Origin of the sequence: Amnibacterium flavum (genome assembly GCF_003097495.1) — a bacterium.
Lineage (GTDB): Bacteria > Actinomycetota > Actinomycetes > Actinomycetales > Microbacteriaceae > Naasia > Naasia flava.
The window spans coordinates 42,211-60,368 of the sequence record NZ_QEOP01000002.1; the positions used below are offsets into that span (position 1 = coordinate 42,211).

Sequence of the window (18,158 nt, forward strand, 5' to 3'; positions counted from 1 at the left end):
CTGCCTTAACACACACAACTGGAGACGTCCACGGTGCCCAAGATCCTGATCGTCGGCGGCGGCTACGCCGGCTTCTACACAGCGTGGAAGCTCGAGAAGCAGCTCAACAAGGGCGAAGCCGAGGTCATGGTCGTCGACCCTCTGCCGTACATGACGTACCAGCCCTTCCTGCCCGAGGTCGTCGGCGGCAACGTCGAGCCGCGCCACGCACTCGTCGCCCTGCGCCGTCACCTGAAGAAGACCACCGTCGTCACCGCGCGCGTCACCAAGATCGACCACGCGTCGAAGACCGCGACGATCACGCCCGAGGTCGGCGAGCCGTGGGAGACCAGCTACGACATCATCGTCGTCACCGCCGGATCGGTCAGCCGCACGTTCCCGATCCCCGGCGTCGCCGACAACGCGATCGGCCTCAAGGCCATCGAAGAGGCCGTCGCCATCCGCGACCGCATCATGACCAATTTCGACAAGGCGGCGACGCTGCCCGCCGGACCCGAGCGCGATCGCCTGCTCACCTTCGTGGTGGTCGGCGGAGGCTTCGCCGGCATCGAGGTGTTCGCCGAGATGCGCTCGCTCGCCAGCGACCTGGTCAAGAAGTACCCCCAGATCTCCTTCGACGACACCCGCTTCCACCTCATCGAGGCCATGGGGCGGATCATGCCCGAGGTCTCGCTCAAGACCAGCCACTGGGTCCTCAAGAACCTCGCCCAGCGCGGGGCCGAGGTGCACCTCGACACCCAGCTCAAGTCGGCAGTCGGGGGAGTCATCGAACTCTCCACCGGCGAGAGCTTCGAGAGCGATGTCATCGTCTGGACCGCCGGTGTCATGGCGACTCCGATGCTGCGCAACACCGACCTTCCGCTCGAAGAGCGCGGTCGTCTCCGCGTCCGCGCCGACCTCCGCGTCGAGGACGACAACGGCATCGTGGCCGACGCGTGGGGTGCCGGTGACGTCTCGGCAGTGCCCGACCTGACCGGCAAGGGCGTGGGCGGCTACTGCGTCCCCAACGCCCAGCACGCGGTGCGTCAGGGAAAGCAGCTCGCGAAGAACATCACCGCGACGGTGCGCGGCGAGCTGCCCAAGGACTACTACCACGAGAACCTCGGCGCCGTCGCTGGTCTCGGCCCCGGCTACGGCGCCTTCCAGTCGGGCAAGATCGGCATCACCGGTTTCGTCGCCTGGATCATGCACCGCGGCTACCACGGCCTGGCGATGCCCACCTGGGAGCGCAAGATCCGCGTCATCGGCAACTGGGTGTTCAACGTCATCCTCGGTCGCGACATCGTGTCGATCGAGGCTCGCGAGCACCCGCGCGCCGGCTTCGAGGCGTTCGCGTCACGACCCAAGCCCGCCGCCGACGAGGCTCCTGCCAAGGCGGCCAACGCTCCGCTGCCCGGAAAGGGGTCGACCACCCCCGCGCAGAACGAGCCGGTAGCCGTCAAGAAGTAGGCGATTGCTCGGCGGTCGCTTCGCGAGCTTTCCAGCCGGCGACCGCCCCCATAGCCCAATCGGCAGAGGCAGACGACTTAAAATCGTTTCAGTCGGAGTTCGAATCTCCGTGGGGGCACCAGTAGTCGGGGTGCCCGGGTTCGCTCGCTGCGCTGCGCCCTGCCGTACGTCGGGTCAGTGATTGAGGGCCGGCTCCACGTAGCGGACCCACAGCCATGATGCGGCACCGACCGCGCCGACGCCCAGCGCGACGAGCGCGGCGACGACGACTCCGGGGTTCCCCGCGATCTCGCTCGCGGAGATGAGCACGGTGAACAGCAGCGTCCAGGCTCCGATGGTCGTGGCGGCCCAGATGGCTCGGGAGTGGGCGAGCAGATCGGAGCCGGGGGACCCGCCGAGCGGGAGCAACGAGATCGCCGCCGCCCCGGCAGCCGCGAAGGTGACGGTTGCGGCGAGCTCGCTGAGGAAGAGGTCGCCCGCGGACGAGGCCCCGACGAGGCTGTATCCGGTCCACGCCCCGATGGAGAGCGCCCCGAGCGTCGCCGCGCGTGCGAGTGCGACGCCGCTGCGTGCGCGGACGGTGGCGATGGTGTCGAATGCTCCGCCGAGCACCTGCCCGAAGGCCAGGGGAGGGGTGAGGCCGAAGACACGGGTCACCACGGCCGCCAGTGCACTGACGCCCAGCAGTCGCGGACGGGGAACCACGCGCACGGGAACGCGGAAGAGCCTGCGCGCCACGATGAGCACGAGGGCGGTGCCGACCAGGTTGACGACGGCCAGTCCCGCAAGGACGGCGGCGCCGAGCCTCAGGTAGTTCGACTGGGCGAGCACCGGTTGCGAGAGCACCGCGAGCACAGCGGCGACCAGCAGCGACAGAGTCGCCACCGTCCATCGGCTGACGGTCGGCCACGGGCGTGCCCGTGCGCTGTCGATCCTCGACCGGTTGCGTCCGGTGAAGGAGGGGAGCGCGCGCATCCGGCCGCTCATGGTGCGGAAGCCGACGAGTCCCGGCACGAACGCCAGCCCGATCGTCGCGGTCGACAGGCCGAGGCCGGCGATCAGGCTCGTCGCGACCGCGCCGCTCATCGGGGCCAGCGCCGACCCGTAGGCGGTCGGCACGAGCAGGTTCGATACCCAGGTGGGGACCGTCGCCCTGCCGGTCGGTCCACCGGCCGCTCCGCCGGGGCCGGAAGCTGACGGCGATCCGGTCCCTGATCCGCCTCCGGCTCCGGAGTCCGTGCCGGTGGCCCCGCCGGAGGAGGGAGCCGGTGCGGTCGTGCCGGCCGAGGCCGAAGGGGTCGGAGTCGACGCGGGGGCATCGGAGGCGAACCGCACCGGGACCGCGGGACTGGCGGCGCTCGCGTTACCGGCGGGGTCGAGCTGGATCGCGGTGAGGTCGGCGCGACCCTCGGGAATGGGTGCACCCTCGCACGACCAGACTCCCCGCGAAACCGCCGCCTGGCAGACGGGCTGGATCCCCGCGAACACGAGCACGCTGTTGCCGTCGTCCCCGGTGCCGGCGATGCGCGCCTTCGACGTCGGAATGCGGGCACCGGACGTCGGAGAGGTGATCGTCGGCGACGAGGGGGCGTCGCGGTCGATGAGCAGGGTGACGGGAGCGCTGGGAGTCGAGGTGCCGTAGAAGTCGGCGGTCTGCGTGGCCGAGACCGAATAGCTGCCCGTCGTCAGGGTTCCGCCCCACACGCAGGTCCACAGCCCTGAGCTGTCAGCGACCACGACGCAGGTCGAGTCTGTGCCGTCGATGCGGGCCGTGACGGTGGCGCCGGGATACGCCGTGCCGCCCACCTGGCCGGCGGTCGTCGCCTGGGTCGTCGGCTGGATGGTCGGGGCGCCGAGCCAGGCGACCGTCGCCGAACGCTCCGTCTGGGTTCCATTGAGGAGGGCGACGAGTCGGATGGGCACCGCGGGCCCATCGGGCAGGGAGGTGACGACACAGCTCCAGGCGGTGTCGTCACCCGCGGGCACGATGCAGAGCGGATCGCCCGATCCGTCGTCGAGCTGCACCTGCACCTCGCTACCGGCGGACCGGGTCCCCGTGACGGTGAGCGGCAGGGAGACGGGTGAGGCGACCGGGTCGATCGTCAGTTCCGGCGCGGTGCCGGATCCGGGATTCGGCAGGGACTCGGTCGGTGGCGCGGGCTCGCTCGAGGGAACCGGTCGGGGAGAGGTGTCCGGCTCCGTGGACTCCTGCGGATCGGGCGCGGTCGTCTCTGCGGGAGCGGGAGCAGGCGCCCGCTCCGCGGTGTCGGCCGGCGTCTCGGGGACCGGCGTCGACTCGCCGGCGGCGACAGCCGGTGCGGAGGCGAAGGGGACGATCGCACCGGCTCCAGCGAGCATCAGCACGAGCGTCAGGGACCACCGAATGCGGCCCCGTCCCGGGCGGGACGGGCGCCTCTGTTCTGAGCGGAAAGCGGAAAACACCTCCTTCCATTGACGCAGGGGCGTGCGCACATGTCAAACATTCCGGCGAGCCGACACTGGTCACCGTGCCGCCGAGGCCCCAGAATGTGCGGAGTGGGACGATCGTCCCACTCCGCTTTCCGATCGGAGTCCGATGGGTCGCATGTCGGCGCTGGACCGCAAGAGCGTGCTCCTCGACGCGGCGGCCGCAGTGATCGCCCGGGACGGCGTCGCAGCGGCGTCGACACGGGCGATCACGGCGGAGGCGGGGATGTCGCTCGCCAGCTTCCACTACGTGTTCCCCTCCCGCGATGCGCTCCTCGCCGAGGTCATCGAGCGCACGCTCGACCGCGAATTCAGGGAGCAGTCCCTGGTCGCCGAGTCAGGCCTGAGCGTCGAGGAGCGCGTCTACCGCGGCTTCTGCGCCTCGCTCGGCCTGCTCGCGGAGCGTCCGGAGGTCGAGCTGTCGATGTTCGAGCTCATGCACTACGCGCTGCGGACCCCGGGGCTCGAATCCCTCGCCCGGCGGCAGTACGAGCGCTACTGGGAGGCGGCCGAACGGATCGTCGTCGAGACGGGCGTCAGGTGGGACCGCCCGACGTACGAGATCGCACAGGTCGTCGTGGCCATGAACGACGGCATCGCGCTCGCCTGGCTGGCGACGCGCGACACCGAGGCGGCCCTGCGGATGGCGGCCGTCGCGACCGCGTCGATCTGCGGGATGGCGGTGCCGGCGTGATCGAGACGATCCCCCCGCGGACGACGCGCAGCTGGACACCTCTCTTCGGCGTCGCCTGGCTGGGCGTCTGGCTCGCGCAGCTGACCCCGATCCAGCTGCTGCTGCCCGCCCAGATCGACCGCCTGGCGCCCGGCGACTGGCTCGACAGCGTCATCGCGTTCGGAGTCATCTCGGGAATCGCGGGGCTGTTCGCCCTCATCGCATTCCCCGTCGCCGGAGCGTTGAGCGACCTGACCCGGTCCCGCTTCGGCCGCCGCCGCACCTGGATCGTCATCGGGGCGGGGGTCTTCGCCGCGGGGCTCGTCCTCCTGGGGTTCCAGCACGACTATCTGGGCATCGGCATCGCCTGGACGATCACCCTCGTCGGCTTCTGCGTCATCTCCTCCGCTCTCACCGCCCTGATCGGCGACCTGATCCCGGTCAGCCGGCGCGGAACCATCTCGGCGTGGATCGGCGGACCCCAGGCGCTCGGCACCATCCTCGGCCTGCTCCTCGTGACCGAGGTGTTCACCGGGGTGCTCGACGGCTATCTCGCGGTGGCGGCGGTGCTCGTGGTCCTCGTCATCCCGTTCGTCGCGACCACCCCCGACGAGCCGTCGACCATCCGCACGCGCCCGAGTCTCCACTCGCTCCTCGCCGGCATGTGGATCGACCCCCGGCAGCACCCCGACTTCGCATTCACCCTCGCGGGGCGCGTGCTCGTCAACCTCGGCAACGCCCTCGGCACGACCCTGCTGCTCTACTTCCTGCTCTACGGTCTGGGCGACGAGAACGCGGAGGACGACCTCGTCCTGCTGAGCCTCGTCTATCTGGTCTTCCTAATCGCGGCCACGTTCCTCGGGGGGATGCTGTCCGACAGGCTCGGCCGCCGTCGTCTCTTCGTCGGCGTCGCCGCCGTCTTCCAGGGCGTTGCGGCCGCCATGCTCATCGTCTCGCCGTCGCTGCCGACGACGTTCGTGGGCGGTGCCCTGCTCGGGCTCGGCTACGGCTGCTTCCTCTCGGTCGATCAGGCCCTCGCCACCCAGGTGCTGCCCGATCCCGAGTCGCGCGGCAAGGACCTCGGCATCATGAACGTCGCGATGGCGGTGCCGCAGGCCATGGGCCCCCTCGTCGGGGCCGGTCTGGTCGCCGCCACCGGCGGGTTCGGCGCCGTGTTCGGTGCCGCCGCCGTTCTGTCTATCGCGGGCGCCGTCGTGGTGTCCCGCGTGAAAGGAGTGCGCTGATGTCGCACGGAGTGCCGCCGCTGAGGCGACCGGGCGTGCAGCCCTGGAACGATCCGGCCGCCTACTGGGGTGGGATCACGCGCGCTGTCGCGGGAATCGACGCCCCCGTCGGCGTCATCGAGCTGAACGCGCTCGCGCACAACGCCTACGACATGCTGGACCGCGCGGACGGGGTGCCGATCCGCGTCGCGTCGAAGTCGATCCGGGTCCGCTCCGTGCTCGACGCGGTCCTCGCACTGCCCGGCTACGCCGGCGTCCTGGCCTTCACCCTCGCCGAGGCGATCTGGCTCTCCGCGACGATCGACGATGTCGTCGTCGGCTACCCGACGGCGGACCGCTCGGCGATCGCGGCGCTCGCCGCCGACCCCGTCGCCGCATCGCGTGTCACCCTGATGGTCGACTCCGTCGAGCACCTCGACTTCATCGATTCGGTCGTCGCCCCGTCGCAGCGCGAGACTCTGCGGGTCGCCATCGAACTCGACGCCTCCTACGACTCGCGACTCCTCGGCCGGCTGGGCGTCTGGCGCTCTCCCGTCCACACCGCTGAGCAGGCGGAGCAGCTCGCCGGTCGGATCGTCGCCCGTCCGGGTTTCGCGCTCGTCGGGATGATGGCCTACGAGTCGCAGATCGCCGGCCTCCAGGACTCGCCGCCCGGCGCCGGCCTGCGGGGCGTCATCGTGCGCGACATGCAGCGCCGGTCGTTCGCCGAGATCCGGGACCGTCGGACCGCGGCGGTACTCGCGGTGCGGGCGGTCGCCGACCTCGAGTTCGTGAACGGCGGAGGCACGGGCTCGCTCCATCTCACCCGGACCGACAGCTCCGTCACGGACATCGCCGCGGGGAGCGGACTGCTCGCAGGTCACACCTTCGACGGCTTCGCGGCATTCCAGCCGGCACCGGCGGCGTCCTGGGGGTTGAGCGTCGTCCGCAAGCCGACGAATGACCGTGCGACCGTGCTCGGCGGCGGCTGGATCGCGTCGGGTCCTCCCGGTCCCGATCGGCTTCCGCGGGTCGTCTGGCCCGAGGGGCTCACGATGGCGAAGCACGAGCAGGCCGGCGAGGTGCAGACGCCGCTCGCGGGCGAAGCGGCGTTCTCGCTCGGCGTCGGCGACCGGGTCTGGTTCCGGCACGCGAAGTCGGGGGAGCTCAGCGAGAGGATCGAGGCGTTCCATCTCGTCGACGGCGACACCGTCGTCGACGTCGTTCCCACCTACCGCGGCGAGGGGAAGGCCTTCCTGTGACGACCACGACGAGCGCTCGACGCATCGGCTGGACCAATTGGGGTCGCAATCAGAGGGCATCGCCCGTCGTCGCCGCGCCCGCGTCGGTCGAGGAGCTCCAGGAGGTCGTCGCCTCCGTGTCCGATCGGGGCGGCAGCGTCAAGGCCATCGGGGCAGGGCACAGCTTCAGCGCCATCGCGGTCCCCGAGGACGTGCAGCTGAGTCTGTCCCATATCTCCGGGCTCCTGTCCGTCGACAGCGTCCGGCGCCATGCGACCTTCGCCGCGGGTACCACGCTGAACGAGATCGCGAAGCTGCTGGCTCCCCACGGTCTGGCCATGGAGAATCTGGGCGACATCGACCACCAGACCATCGCCGGAGCGATCTCGACAGGCACTCACGGAAGCGGTGCGCGCTTCGGAGGTCTCGCAACCCAGGTGGTCGCACTCGCCATGGTCACGGCGACGGGGGAGCTGCTGCGCATCGACGCCGACACCGACCCCGAGCTGCTCGAGGGAGTCGCGGTGGGCCTCGGAGCGCTCGGGGTCCTCGTCGAGGTCACTCTTCGCTGTGTGCCCGCGTTCCCCCTCCACGCGGAGGAACGCAACGAGCCCTTCGAGGATCTGCTCGGGGGACTGCCGGAGCGGGCATCGCTCGTGGACCATCTCGACATGTACTGGTTCCCGCACACCAGCCGGATCCTCGTGAAGACGAACACCCGGCTCGCTCCCGGCAGTGCGATCACCCCGCCGTCGCGGATCCGGCAGTGGTGGGACGACGAACTGCTCGGCAACACCGTGTTCGGTCTGCTCTGCAGGATCGGGAGCGCGGCTCCCGATCTGATCCCGCGGATCAACCGGCTCGCGAGCGGGACCATCGCCCAGCGCGGCTACTCCGACCACTCGCACCGCGTCTTCGTCGCGAACAGGAACGTGCGATTCGTCGAGCAGGAGTACGCCCTGCCCGCCGAGAACGTCACCGAGGCCATGCAGCGCATCCGCTCCCTCATCGAGAGGCGGGGGTGGCGGATCTCGTTCCCCGTCGAGCTGCGCTTCTCAGCCGCGGACCGGCTCTGGATGTCGACCGCCTACGGCCGCGCGAGCGGCTACATCGCGGTGCACCGCTACGTGGGCGAACCGTACGAGGAGTACTTCGCGGCGGTCGAGGAGATCTGCGTCGCCCTGGGCGGACGCCCGCACTGGGGCAAGCTGCACACGCAGAAGGCGGACTCCCTGCGTCTCGGCTACGAGCGCTTCGGTGACTTCGTCGCTCTACGCGATCGACTCGACCCGGATCGCACCTTCCGCAACAGCTACCTCGACGGCGTCCTCGGTTCATGACGCCTCGACGCCTCTTGTTGTCAACCCTGAGTTCCCTGGGAGCCGCCCTTGCGTCTCCCGATACCGAAGAGCCCCTTGGTTAGGATGACCGCATGGAGATCTTGATCCCGATTCTGATCGTGGTCGCCCTCGTCGTGATCGTCGGCATCTACCTGTGGGCGACGTACAACTCGCTCGTCACCCTGGGTGTCCGGGTCGATGAGGCGTGGAGCGACATCACCGTTCAGCTGAAGCGGCGAGCGGACCTCATCCCCAATCTGATCGAATCGGTCAAGGGGTATGCCACTCACGAGCGCGGCGTATTCGAGGCCGTCACCGAGGCCCGTGCCGAGACGATCTCCGCCAGCACCCCGGCGCAGGCGTCCGTCGCCGAGGACCACATGCAGACCGCCCTGAAGAGCATCTTCGCGGTCGCCGAGGCGTACCCGCAGCTCCAGGCCAGCCAGAACTTCCTGCAGCTGCAGAGCGAACTCGTCGATACCGAGGATAAGATCCAGGCCTCGCGCCGCTTCTACAACGGCGGAGTCCGCGAGCTGAACACGAAGATCAAGGTGTTCCCCAACAACCTCTTCGCCCGCCGTCTGGGGTTCAGCGAACGCGAGTTCTTCGAGGTGTCCGAGCCGGCCGCGATCGCCGAACCGCCCCGCGTGCAGTTCTGACGGCCCGGATCGCGTCAGCGATCCCGCCGTCGACATCCAGTGACCGCGCATGTTGCGCGGTGCATCGAAATGCGAGAACCTCCGTCGTATCGTGAAGCCGGGACGCCGCGACTCGATCCCGCTGCTCTCCACATCGACTGACGGAAAGACCCCATGTACTCCGCGATAGCCAAGAACAAGCGCAACACGGTGTTCATCCTGTTGGCCTTCGTGGTGCTGATCGGGGCGCTGGGGCTTCTGGCCCAGTGGGCGTACGGGCGGCCGGGCGACTACTCGATCGCGATCCTCATCGTGCTGGGGGCGGCGGCGTTCGCCGTCTTCCAGTACTTCGCGGCGGGCAGCGAGGCCATCGCCATGGCGGGCGCGGTGCCGATCCAGAAGTCCGACAACCCAAGGCTGTACCGGATCGTCGAGAACCTGTCGATCACGACGGGGTCGCCGATGCCGAAGGTCTACATCGTCAACGACCCTGCGCCCAACGCCTTCGCGACGGGACGCGACCCGAAGCACGCCGTCGTCGCGGCGACCACGGGGCTGCTCGACATCATGGACGACGCCGAGCTCGAAGGAGTGATGGCGCACGAGCTGGGCCACGTGCGCAACTACGACATCCGGGTGTCGCTGGTCGTCTACGGCCTCGTCGTGGCCGTCGGCATCCTGTCCGATGTGCTCGTGCGGATGGCGTTCTTCGGCGGCAACAACCGCAACAACAACAACCCGGTGGTGCTGGTCTTCGGACTCATCGCCGCCATCATCGCCCCGATCGTCGCCTCCCTGGTGCAGCTGGCCATCTCACGACAGCGCGAGTACCTCGCTGATGCGACCGGTGCCCTCACGACGCGGCACCCCGAGGCGCTGGCGAGCGCCCTGCAGAAGCTGGGGGAGTACGGCCGTCCCATGCGTCGGCAGAACTCGTCGATGGCCCACCTCTGGATCGCCGACCCGATGAAGCCGGGCTTCGTCGCCCGCCTGTTCAGCACCCACCCGCCACTCGAGGAGCGCATCAAGCGCCTCACCCGCATCGGCGGCGAGTTCTAGGTCGTGACCTAGCTCAGGTTCTCGCAACGGCCGCTGCCAACGCCGGAGCGAGGTCTCCGCGGCCCATGACCACGACGTCGCCGAGGCCCTGCCACGCCGCCGCCTCTCGAAGCAGAGCGGCGATGCGGTCGACTCCCGCGAAGCCCGCCTCGCCTTCGCTCCACGCCGCCTGCACCCGCAGGACCCCGTTCTGGCGATCGCTCTTCAGATCGAGACGGCCGACCAGCCGATCGTCGAGGAGGACCGGCAGCACGTAATAGCCGAACTGCCGTTTCGGTTCCGGGGTGTAGATCTCGATCCGGTAGCGGAAGCCGAACATGCGCTCGGTCCGCTCCCGTTCCCAGACGACCGGATCGAACGGCGACAGCAGAGCCTCCGCCTCGATACGGCGGGGGATGCGGGCGTCGCGATGACGCCACGCGGGAAGGGGCTTGCCGGCTCTCTCCCACCCCTGCACGGTGACGGGGATCAGCTCACCCGAGTCCTCCAGCTCGCGCAGCGCGACGGCGACACCGGCGCCCTTCAACCGGTAGTAGTCGGCGAAGTCGCGAGCGGTTCCCACTCCGTGGGCGAGGGCGGCCCGCGAGAGCAGCTCCCGGAATGCGTCAGCCTGATCGACGACCTCGTCGATGACCGACGCGGGGAGCACCTGCTCCGCGAGCCCGTACCGGCGCTCGAACCGGTTGCGGCCCGCGGAGACCACCTCGCCCCACCAGAACAGGTACTCCAGACCCTCCTTGACGTCGCTCCACCCCCACCACGGGCCGCGGCGCTTGTTGGCGTCGTGCTCGATCTCGCTGGCCGCGATCGGCCCATTCGCCGCGAGCTCGGACCTCAGCCAGTCGAGCATGGCCCCGTTCGCGAGAACCCACGGATCGGTCGAGTGCTTGGCGCGGTAGGCGTCCATGCGCCAGCGGAACAGCGGCCAGCTGGCGGTGGGGATGAAGCAGGCGACGTGGGCCAGGTATTCGACGTACCTGCCGGGAGGGGTGAACAGCTGCCGGTCGAGCAGCGAGCGATCGTAGGGACCGAGACGTGCGAACACCGGCAGGTAGTGGCTGCGCTCGAACACGTTGACCGAGTCGATCTGGAGCAGCCCGAGCCGCTCGATGAGGGCGTTCAGCTGGCGGGTGCCGACTGCTGCAGGGGCCGCACGGCCGAACCCCTGGGCGGCGAGTGCGACCCGCCGAGCCGTCGCGGCGCTCATCGTCTCGGTCATCGGGACGACCCTACCGACCGCCGCGGACACTCTCCGCCCTCCGTCCAGTCGTCGTTCACCTCACGGATGCCCCGCGTATCCCGGCCCTCCCTACCGTCGATCCGTCAGCACGCTCGAAGCCCGACCACAGCACGGGCAGCGGCCGACAACGACTCTGGAGGAATCCGTGACAGTGAAGCGCCACGCGCTCGCATCCCTCGCACTTCTCAGCATCGCCGGGCTCGCGCTCGCCGGATGCTCGAGTGCCCCCGCCGCAGGCTCCGAGGGCGGCTCCGACGCCGCGGCGGCGACCAGCCTCGCCGACTTCGGCGACATGGCCGCGCTCGAGGAGGCCGCCAAGGCGGAGGGCGCACTCAACGTGATCGCGCTGCCGCGCAACTGGGCGAACTACGGCGAGATCCTCGACGCCTTCTCGGCCAAGTACCCCGAGATCACGATCAACGAGGCGAACCCCGACGGATCGAGCCAGGACGAGATCGACGCCGCGACGAACCTCGAGGGCCAGGACACCGCTCCCGATGTCTTCGACCTCGGTGCCGCGGTCGCGCTCGCCAACACCGACATGTTCGCGCCGTACCAGGTCGAGGGCTGGGACGACATCCCCGACGCCCTCAAGGAGCAGAGCGGCCTCTGGGTCGGCGACTACGGCGGATACATGTCGATCGGCTACGACCCCGACGCCGTCCCGGAGCCCACTTCGCTCGACGACCTGCTCGGCGCCGAGTACAGGGGCAAGGTCGCGATCAACGGCGACCCGACCCAGGCCGGTTCCGCGTTCGCCGCCGTCGGCCTCGCTGCCGTGCAGAACGGCGGCGACCTCGATGACTTCCAGCCGGGCATCGACTTCTTCTCCGAGCTGAACAAGGCGGGCAACTTCCTCAAGGTCGACCCCGACACCTCGACGATCACCTCGGGTGAGACCCCCGTCGTCTTCGACTGGGACTACCTGAACGCGGGCCTCACGAGCGAGCTCGAGGGCCAGCGCAACTGGGAGGTGGTCGTCCTGCCCGGCACCGGCTACGCGGGCTACTACAACCAGGCCATCAACAAGTCGGCTCCGCACCCCGCAGCCGCCCGTCTCTGGCAGGAGTTCCTCTACAGCGACGAGGGCCAGAACCTGTGGCTCGCCGGCGGTGCACGCCCGGTTCGTGCCGATGCGATGGTCGAGGCCGGGACGATCGACGCCGACCTGTACGACGCGCTGCCCGAAACCCCCGAGGAGACGGTTGTCCCCTCGGGCGAACAGTCCGACGCGGCGGCCACGCTGCTCGGCGAGAACTGGGCCTCGGCTGTCCAGTGATCTGACCGTGGCGGGGGCGCTCCCGGTGAGCGCCCCCGTCTCCGGGTCACCCGCATCGGTCCCCGCTCCGGGGAACCGCACCGCCATGCCCGCTCGCCGGGGATGGCTCGCAGGCCTCGGCCTGCTGCCCTTCGGGGCCTACGTCGTCATCTTCCTCGCCCTCCCCACGCTCCTCGCCGTGGGCACCGGCTTCTTCGACGCCGACGGCGCCGTCACGCTCGACAACGTCGCCGCCCTGGGCGACCCGGTCGTGCTCCAGACGTTCGGCAACACCCTCTGGCTCTCGCTGATCACCTCGGTCGTCGGCGCCGTCATCGGCGCGCTCGTCTGCTACGCCCTGGTCGGCACGAAGCCCGCCGGAGCGCTCCGCTCGTTCGTCGACGCCGCATCGGGTGTGCTCGCTCAGTTCGCCGGCGTCATGCTCGCCTTCGCCTTCATCGCGGTGATCGGGGCGCAGGGCGTCGTGACGCTGCTGCTCGCCGACGCGGGGATCGACATCTACTCGGGCGGCATCTGGCTCTACGACCTGCCCGGCCTGATCCTGCCGTACCTCTACTTCCAGATCCCGCTCATGGTCATCACCTTCCTGCCCGCCCTCGAGGGCCTCAAACCGCAGTGGGCGGAGGCCAACTCGACGCTCGGCGGAAGCGCGCTCTCGTTCTGGACCCGCATCGGGATCCCCGTACTGGCTCCCTCGTTCTTCGGCAGCCTGCTCCTCCTGTTCGCCAACGCCTTCTCGGCTTACGGCACCGCCGCCGCGCTGATCAGCCAGGGCTCGCCGATCGTCCCGCTTCAGATCCGCGGCGCGCTCTCCAGCGAGGTTCTGCTGGGGCGGGCCAACCTCGCCGGCGCGCTCGCGCTCGGCATGATCGTGATCATGGCGATCGTCATGGGCGCCTACGCGCTGCTCCAGCGGCGCGCATCGAGGTGGCAGCGATGACCCCGTCCCGCACCACCCGATGGATCATCCTCGGCATCGTCGGAGCGCTCTTCGCGATCCCGATCGTCGGCATGATCGCATTCACGCTGCGCGGAGGACTCGAGGGCGGCCTCACCCTCGACCGCTGGCTGGCGCTCTTCGACCCGGAGGAGGCACGGGGGTACACGCCGGTCTTCCGCGGGCTCGGCAACTCGCTGATCCTCGTGCTCGTGACCGTGGTGGTGATGCTCGCCCTCCTCGTGCCGACCATGGTGCTCGTGCGGCTGCGCTTCCCCCAGCTGCGGCCCATCATGGAGTTCGTCTGCCTGCTCCCCATCTCGATCCCCGCGATCGTCCTCGTCGTCGGCCTCGCCCCGATCTACCAGGGCCTCTCGCGGGCGTTCGGGTCCGGGATCTGGACGCTCGCCCTCGCCTACGTCGTGCTGGTGCTGCCGTTCTCCTACCGGGCGATCCAGGCGAACCTCGACGCCGTCGACGTGACCACCCTCACCGAGGCGTCACGGTCCCTCGGCGCGGGCTGGACGACGACGCTGTTCCGCGTCATCCTGCCGAACCTGCGCCGCGGCCTGCTCGCGGCTGCCCTCATCTCGGTCGCCGTCGTGCTCGGCGAGTTCACCTTCGCCTCCCTGCTCAGCCGGGTGAACCTGCAGACCTCGCTGCTCGTGGTCAGCAAGCAGGACCCGTACGGCGCCGTGATCTTCACCCTGCTGGCGCTGCTGTTCGCCTTCCTCCTGCTCATCGTCATCGGCCGCGTCGGCGCTGGCCGCACCCCTCGAAAGGCATCGTGACCACTCTCACCGCCGCACCGGCGACGACTCCGGCGCCGAACCCATCCGCATCGGTCGAACTCCGCGGGGTCGTCAAGACCTACGGACCCAATCGCGCGCTCGACGGCATCGACCTCCGCCTCGCACCGGGGGAGTTCATCGCCCTCCTCGGTCCCTCCGGCTGCGGCAAGACGACGGCGCTGCGCAGTCTCGCCGGACTCGAGCGCATCGACGGCGGCGAGATCCTCATCGACGGCGAGGACGTCGCCCGGGTCCCCACGAGCAGACGAGACATCGGCATGGTCTTCCAGTCCTACTCGCTGTTCCCGCACATGACTTCGCTCGCGAACGTCGAGTACGGGCTCCGCATGCGCAAGGTGCCGGCCGCCGAGCGCCACCGTCGCGCAATCGAGGCACTCGAGCTCGTGGGCCTCGGCGACAAGGGGGAGCGGTTCGCGCATCAGCTCTCAGGGGGTCAGCAGCAGCGCGTGGCCCTCGCCCGTGCCCTGGTCACCCGGCCCCGCGTCCTGCTCCTCGACGAGCCGCTGTCCGCGCTCGACGCGAAGGTGCGCACGCAGCTGCGCGAGCAGATCCGACTCATCCAGCTCGACCTCGGCATCACCACCCTGTTCGTCACCCACGACCAGGAGGAGGCCCTCGCGGTCGCCGACCGGGTCGCGGTCATGAACGCCGGACGGATCGAGCAGCTGGGTGCCCCCGAGGAGCTGTACTCACGGCCGTCGACCCCGTTCGTCGCCGACTTTGTGGGCTCCAGCAACCGGGTGCGCGGACTCGTCCGCGGCGGTCGCGTCGAGGTGCTCGGCGATACGCTCCCGCTGATCGACCCGAGCGAGCACGACGGCGAGGTGGTCGTCAGCATCCGACCCGAGGACCTGCTGCTCGGGTCGGAGGGACTCGACGCCTCGATCGCGGCATCGAGCTTCCTCGGGTCGTCACGGCGGACGACTCTGCTCATCGCAGACGGCACCGAGCTGGTCGTGCAGCACGACATCGCCACCGCGCCCGTGGTCGGCGACACCGTCAGAGTCCGGCTGCGCGGCACCGCGGTGTCGGTCCGCCGGGCCTGACGGGGCCGGCCGACAGCGGCGGGTTCTGTCACGCGTCCCTTCGCAGCTCGGCGGGCCGGGTCGAGGCATGCGCGGCGCGCGTCGAGGCCCGCGACCTGGGGGTTCTCCGCAGCCTCCACCGGCGCGCCGCGCTCGTAGACTGAGCCGATGACAGGTCAGGAGCCGGGCCGCGACGAGTCCGCAGCCGCAGTGCCGGTGGACGCCGTGCCGGTCGATGGCGCGCCCGTCCCGACGGGACCTGCCGACGCGGAGCCCACGGGCGACGTCGTTCCGAACGGCGTGCGGATCGCAGGAGCCTGGTCGTGGCGGATCCTCGCCGTGGCCGGCGTCCTCGCGCTCGTCATCTTCCTCATCGTCCAGCTGCGGATCATCGTCATCCCGCTGCTCATCGCCATGCTCATTGCGGCGCTCCTCGTTCCGCTCGTCAACTTCCTCCGGCGGCACCACTGGCCGAAGTGGCTCGCCATCGCGGTCGCCGAGCTCGGCACGATCGCCGCGGTCGGCGCTCTCGTGTGGCTCGTCGTCACGCAGGTGATCCGCGGCTTCGACGACCTGCGGAAGCAGACCATCGCCTCCTACGACCAGCTGAAGCAGTACCTGCTCGACTCGCCCCTCCACCTCACCAGCGCTCAGATCAACGACTGGGTGGCGGGCATCGGGCAGGCGCTGCAGCAGGACAGCCAGGTCCTCGTCTCCGGCGCCCTGTCCGTGGGGTCGACTCTCGGGCACGTCGCCACGGGAGTTCTGCTCGTCCTCTTCAGCACCCTCTTCCTCCTCATCGACGGACGGGGCATCTGGGCGTGGGTCGTGCGGGTCTTCCCGAAACGCGCCCGGCAGGCCGTCGACGGGGCGGGGCAGGCCGGCTGGCTGACCCTCGGCAACTTCGTGCGCGTGCAGATCCTCGTCGCGTTCATCGACGCCGTCGGCATCGGGCTCGGCGCGTTCATCCTCCAGGTCCCGCTCGCGATCCCGATCGCCGTCCTCGTCTTCCTCGGCTCGTTCGTTCCCGTGCTCGGGGCCGTCGTGACGGGCACCCTCGCGGTCTTCATCGCCCTCGTCTACAACGGGGTCGGACCCGCGGTCATCATGCTCATCATCGTGCTCGCCGTTCAGCAGCTCGAGGGTCACGTGCTCCAGCCGCTCATCATGGGCACCGCCGTCAAGGTGCATCCGCTCGCGGTTGTGCTGGCCGTCGGCGCCGGTGCGATACTGGCGGGCATCCCCGGAACGCTGTTCGCCGTCCCGACCGTCGCGGTCGCGAACGTGATGATCAAATACGTCGCCTCCGGGCGATGGCGCACCAACCCGCATCCCACCCTCAAGGACGTTGTCTCGCATGACTGACACCGCTGCAGGACAGACCGCTCTCTCCTTCGCCGGACCCGCACTCGCCGACTTCGTCGCGGCGCGCGAGGTCGTGGCGAACGTCGCCGAGATCACTCCGCTCGAGAGCTCGCGTTTCCTCGCCGAGGTCGTGGGCACACCCGTCTACCTCAAGTGCGAGAACCTCCAGCGCACCGGCTCCTACAAGATCCGCGGCGCCTACAACCGACTGTCCCGCCTGACCCCCGAGGAGCGCGCCAAGGGCGTCGTCGCCGCATCCGCCGGCAACCACGCCCAGGGTGTCGCCTTCGCCGCGCGCGAGCTCGGCATCAAGGCCACGATCTTCATGCCGGTCGGCGTCCCGCTCCCCAAGCTGCAGGCGACCCGCAACTACGGTGCCGAGGTTCGCCTGCAAGGCCTGACCGTCGACGAGCCCCTGCGCGCGGCGGCCGAGTTCGCGGCCGAGACCGGTGCGATCCTCATCCCGCCGTTCGACCACGTCGACGTGATCACCGGGCAGGGCACGCTCGGCCTCGAGATCTTCGACCAGCTGCCCACCGTCGACACCGTTGTGGTGCCGATCGGCGGCGGCGGACTCATCTCCGGGCTCTCGAGCGCGATCCGTCAGCAGGCGGCGACCATCGGCCGTGCGGTCCGCATCATCGGGGTGCAGGCGGAGAACGCCGCCGCCTACCCGCTGTCGCTCAGCATGGGCGAGCCGACCTATGTCGAGATCCGCGCCACCATCGCCGACGGCATCGCCGTCTCCAAGCCGGGCATCCTCAACTTCGACATCATCCGCGACACCGTCGACGAGGTCGTCACCGTGACCGACGACGAGACGGCCCAAGCCCTCGTGGTGCTGCTCGAGCGGGCGAAACTCGTCGTCGAGCCCGCGGGAGCCGTCGGCGTCGCCGCCCTGCTCGCCGGCAAGCTGCCCGCCGATCTCGGCGAGACGGTCGTCGTGCTCTCCGGAGGCAACATCGATCCGCTCATGATGGAGCGCGTCATCAGCCGCGGTCTCGCCGCCGGCGACCGCTACCTCAGCCTCCGCATCGGTCTGCCCGACCGACCGGGGCAGCTCGCGGTCATCTCGACCCTCATCGCCGATGCCGGCGCGAACGTCGTCGAGGTCCTGCACACCCGACACGGTCGCGGTCTGCAGATCAGCGAGGTCGAGATCGAGATCAGCGTCGAGACCCGCGGGCACGAGCACGCCCAGTACGTCATCGAGCGCCTCCGGGCCGAGGGCTACGACCCCCGCGCCGTCGCCGAATAGGCGACCCTGCCCGGAAGGTTCTGGGAGTTCGCGTTGCGATCGCCGCGAGGCGACTGATCGTCCGCGGACTGTCAGCTGCGCCCTCGTAGCCTGACACCGTCGAGCCGACGCACCACCCGGGTGCGGGCTCACGAGTGAAGCGAGGTCGACATC

15 protein-coding genes and 1 tRNA gene are annotated in these 18,158 nt (G+C 69.8%); 14 read left to right on the forward strand and 2 right to left on the reverse strand.

Going from position 1 to position 18,158, the window contains the following annotated elements:
• Positions 1-33 precede the first annotated feature (33 nt).
• Together DDQ50_RS07785 and DDQ50_RS07790 are read left to right on the forward strand one after the other, a co-directional pair.
• Positions 34-1,449: an NAD(P)/FAD-dependent oxidoreductase gene (locus DDQ50_RS07785; RefSeq protein ID WP_116756212.1), complete on the forward strand. Its 1,416-nt coding sequence runs from the start codon at positions 34-36 to the stop codon at positions 1,447-1,449.
• Between the two features lie 44 nt (positions 1,450-1,493).
• Positions 1,494-1,570, forward strand: a tRNA-Leu gene (locus tag DDQ50_RS07790).
• 53 nt (positions 1,571-1,623) lie between these two features.
• On the opposite strand, the gene DDQ50_RS07795 is transcribed toward DDQ50_RS07790, so the two are convergent.
• Positions 1,624-3,807, reverse strand: coding sequence for a hypothetical protein (locus DDQ50_RS07795; protein ID WP_116756213.1), 2,184 nt, complete (start codon positions 3,805-3,807; stop codon positions 1,624-1,626).
• Positions 3,808-4,033: 226 nt separating this feature from the next.
• On the opposite strand from DDQ50_RS07795, the gene DDQ50_RS07800 reads away from it, so the two are divergent.
• The 6 genes from DDQ50_RS07800 to DDQ50_RS07825 all read left to right on the forward strand — a co-directional run bounded on the left by DDQ50_RS07800 (position 4,034) and on the right by DDQ50_RS07825 (position 10,089).
• Positions 4,034-4,609 (forward strand): TetR/AcrR family transcriptional regulator, encoded by a 576-nt coding sequence (locus tag DDQ50_RS07800; RefSeq protein WP_165829745.1) that lies wholly within the window; start codon positions 4,034-4,036, stop codon positions 4,607-4,609.
• On the forward strand, positions 4,606-5,832 hold the full coding sequence (locus DDQ50_RS07805) for an MFS transporter (RefSeq protein WP_240614298.1): 1,227 nt from the start codon (positions 4,606-4,608) through the stop codon (positions 5,830-5,832). The genes DDQ50_RS07800 and DDQ50_RS07805 overlap by 4 nt, the downstream gene beginning before the upstream one ends.
• A complete protein-coding gene (locus tag DDQ50_RS07810; protein ID WP_116756215.1) occupies positions 5,832-7,073 on the forward strand; it encodes an alanine racemase in 1,242 nt (413 codons plus the stop codon). The genes DDQ50_RS07805 and DDQ50_RS07810 overlap by 1 nt, the downstream gene beginning before the upstream one ends.
• Complete coding sequence (locus DDQ50_RS07815) at positions 7,070-8,392, forward strand: D-arabinono-1,4-lactone oxidase (RefSeq protein ID WP_240614299.1); 1,323 nt, start codon at positions 7,070-7,072, stop codon at positions 8,390-8,392. Before DDQ50_RS07810 ends, DDQ50_RS07815 begins: the two co-directional genes overlap by 4 nt.
• Before the next feature lie 92 nt (positions 8,393-8,484).
• A complete protein-coding gene (locus tag DDQ50_RS07820) occupies positions 8,485-9,051 on the forward strand; it encodes a LemA family protein (protein ID WP_116756216.1) in 567 nt (188 codons plus the stop codon).
• 153 nt (positions 9,052-9,204) lie between these two features.
• A complete protein-coding gene (locus DDQ50_RS07825; protein WP_116756217.1) occupies positions 9,205-10,089 on the forward strand; it encodes a M48 family metalloprotease in 885 nt (294 codons plus the stop codon).
• Between the two features lie 13 nt (positions 10,090-10,102).
• On the opposite strand, the gene DDQ50_RS07830 is transcribed toward DDQ50_RS07825, so the two are convergent.
• Positions 10,103-11,308, reverse strand: a complete 1,206-nt coding sequence (locus DDQ50_RS07830; protein ID WP_116756218.1) for a winged helix-turn-helix domain-containing protein — start codon at positions 11,306-11,308, stop codon at positions 10,103-10,105.
• 166 nt (positions 11,309-11,474) lie between these two features.
• On the opposite strand from DDQ50_RS07830, the gene DDQ50_RS07835 reads away from it, so the two are divergent.
• The 6 genes from DDQ50_RS07835 to ilvA all read left to right on the forward strand — a co-directional run bounded on the left by DDQ50_RS07835 (position 11,475) and on the right by ilvA (position 18,005).
• Positions 11,475-12,608 carry an ABC transporter substrate-binding protein gene (locus DDQ50_RS07835; protein WP_240614300.1) on the forward strand — a complete coding sequence of 378 codons (1,134 nt, stop codon included), beginning with the start codon at positions 11,475-11,477 and terminating at the stop codon, positions 12,606-12,608.
• Between the two features lie 85 nt (positions 12,609-12,693).
• Positions 12,694-13,548, forward strand: a complete 855-nt coding sequence (locus DDQ50_RS07840) for an ABC transporter permease (protein ID WP_116756219.1) — start codon at positions 12,694-12,696, stop codon at positions 13,546-13,548.
• Positions 13,545-14,336, forward strand: coding sequence for an ABC transporter permease (locus DDQ50_RS07845; RefSeq protein WP_116756220.1), 792 nt, complete (start codon positions 13,545-13,547; stop codon positions 14,334-14,336). The genes DDQ50_RS07840 and DDQ50_RS07845 overlap by 4 nt, the downstream gene beginning before the upstream one ends.
• A complete protein-coding gene (locus tag DDQ50_RS07850; RefSeq protein ID WP_116756221.1) occupies positions 14,333-15,403 on the forward strand; it encodes an ABC transporter ATP-binding protein in 1,071 nt (356 codons plus the stop codon). The genes DDQ50_RS07845 and DDQ50_RS07850 overlap by 4 nt, the downstream gene beginning before the upstream one ends.
• Positions 15,404-15,550: 147 nt before the next feature.
• A complete protein-coding gene (locus DDQ50_RS07855; protein WP_116756222.1) occupies positions 15,551-16,747 on the forward strand; it encodes an AI-2E family transporter in 1,197 nt (398 codons plus the stop codon).
• Positions 16,740-18,005 (forward strand): threonine ammonia-lyase, encoded by a 1,266-nt coding sequence (gene ilvA, locus DDQ50_RS07860; protein WP_116756223.1) that lies wholly within the window; start codon positions 16,740-16,742, stop codon positions 18,003-18,005. Before DDQ50_RS07855 ends, ilvA begins: the two co-directional genes overlap by 8 nt.
• Positions 18,006-18,158 lie beyond the last annotated feature (153 nt).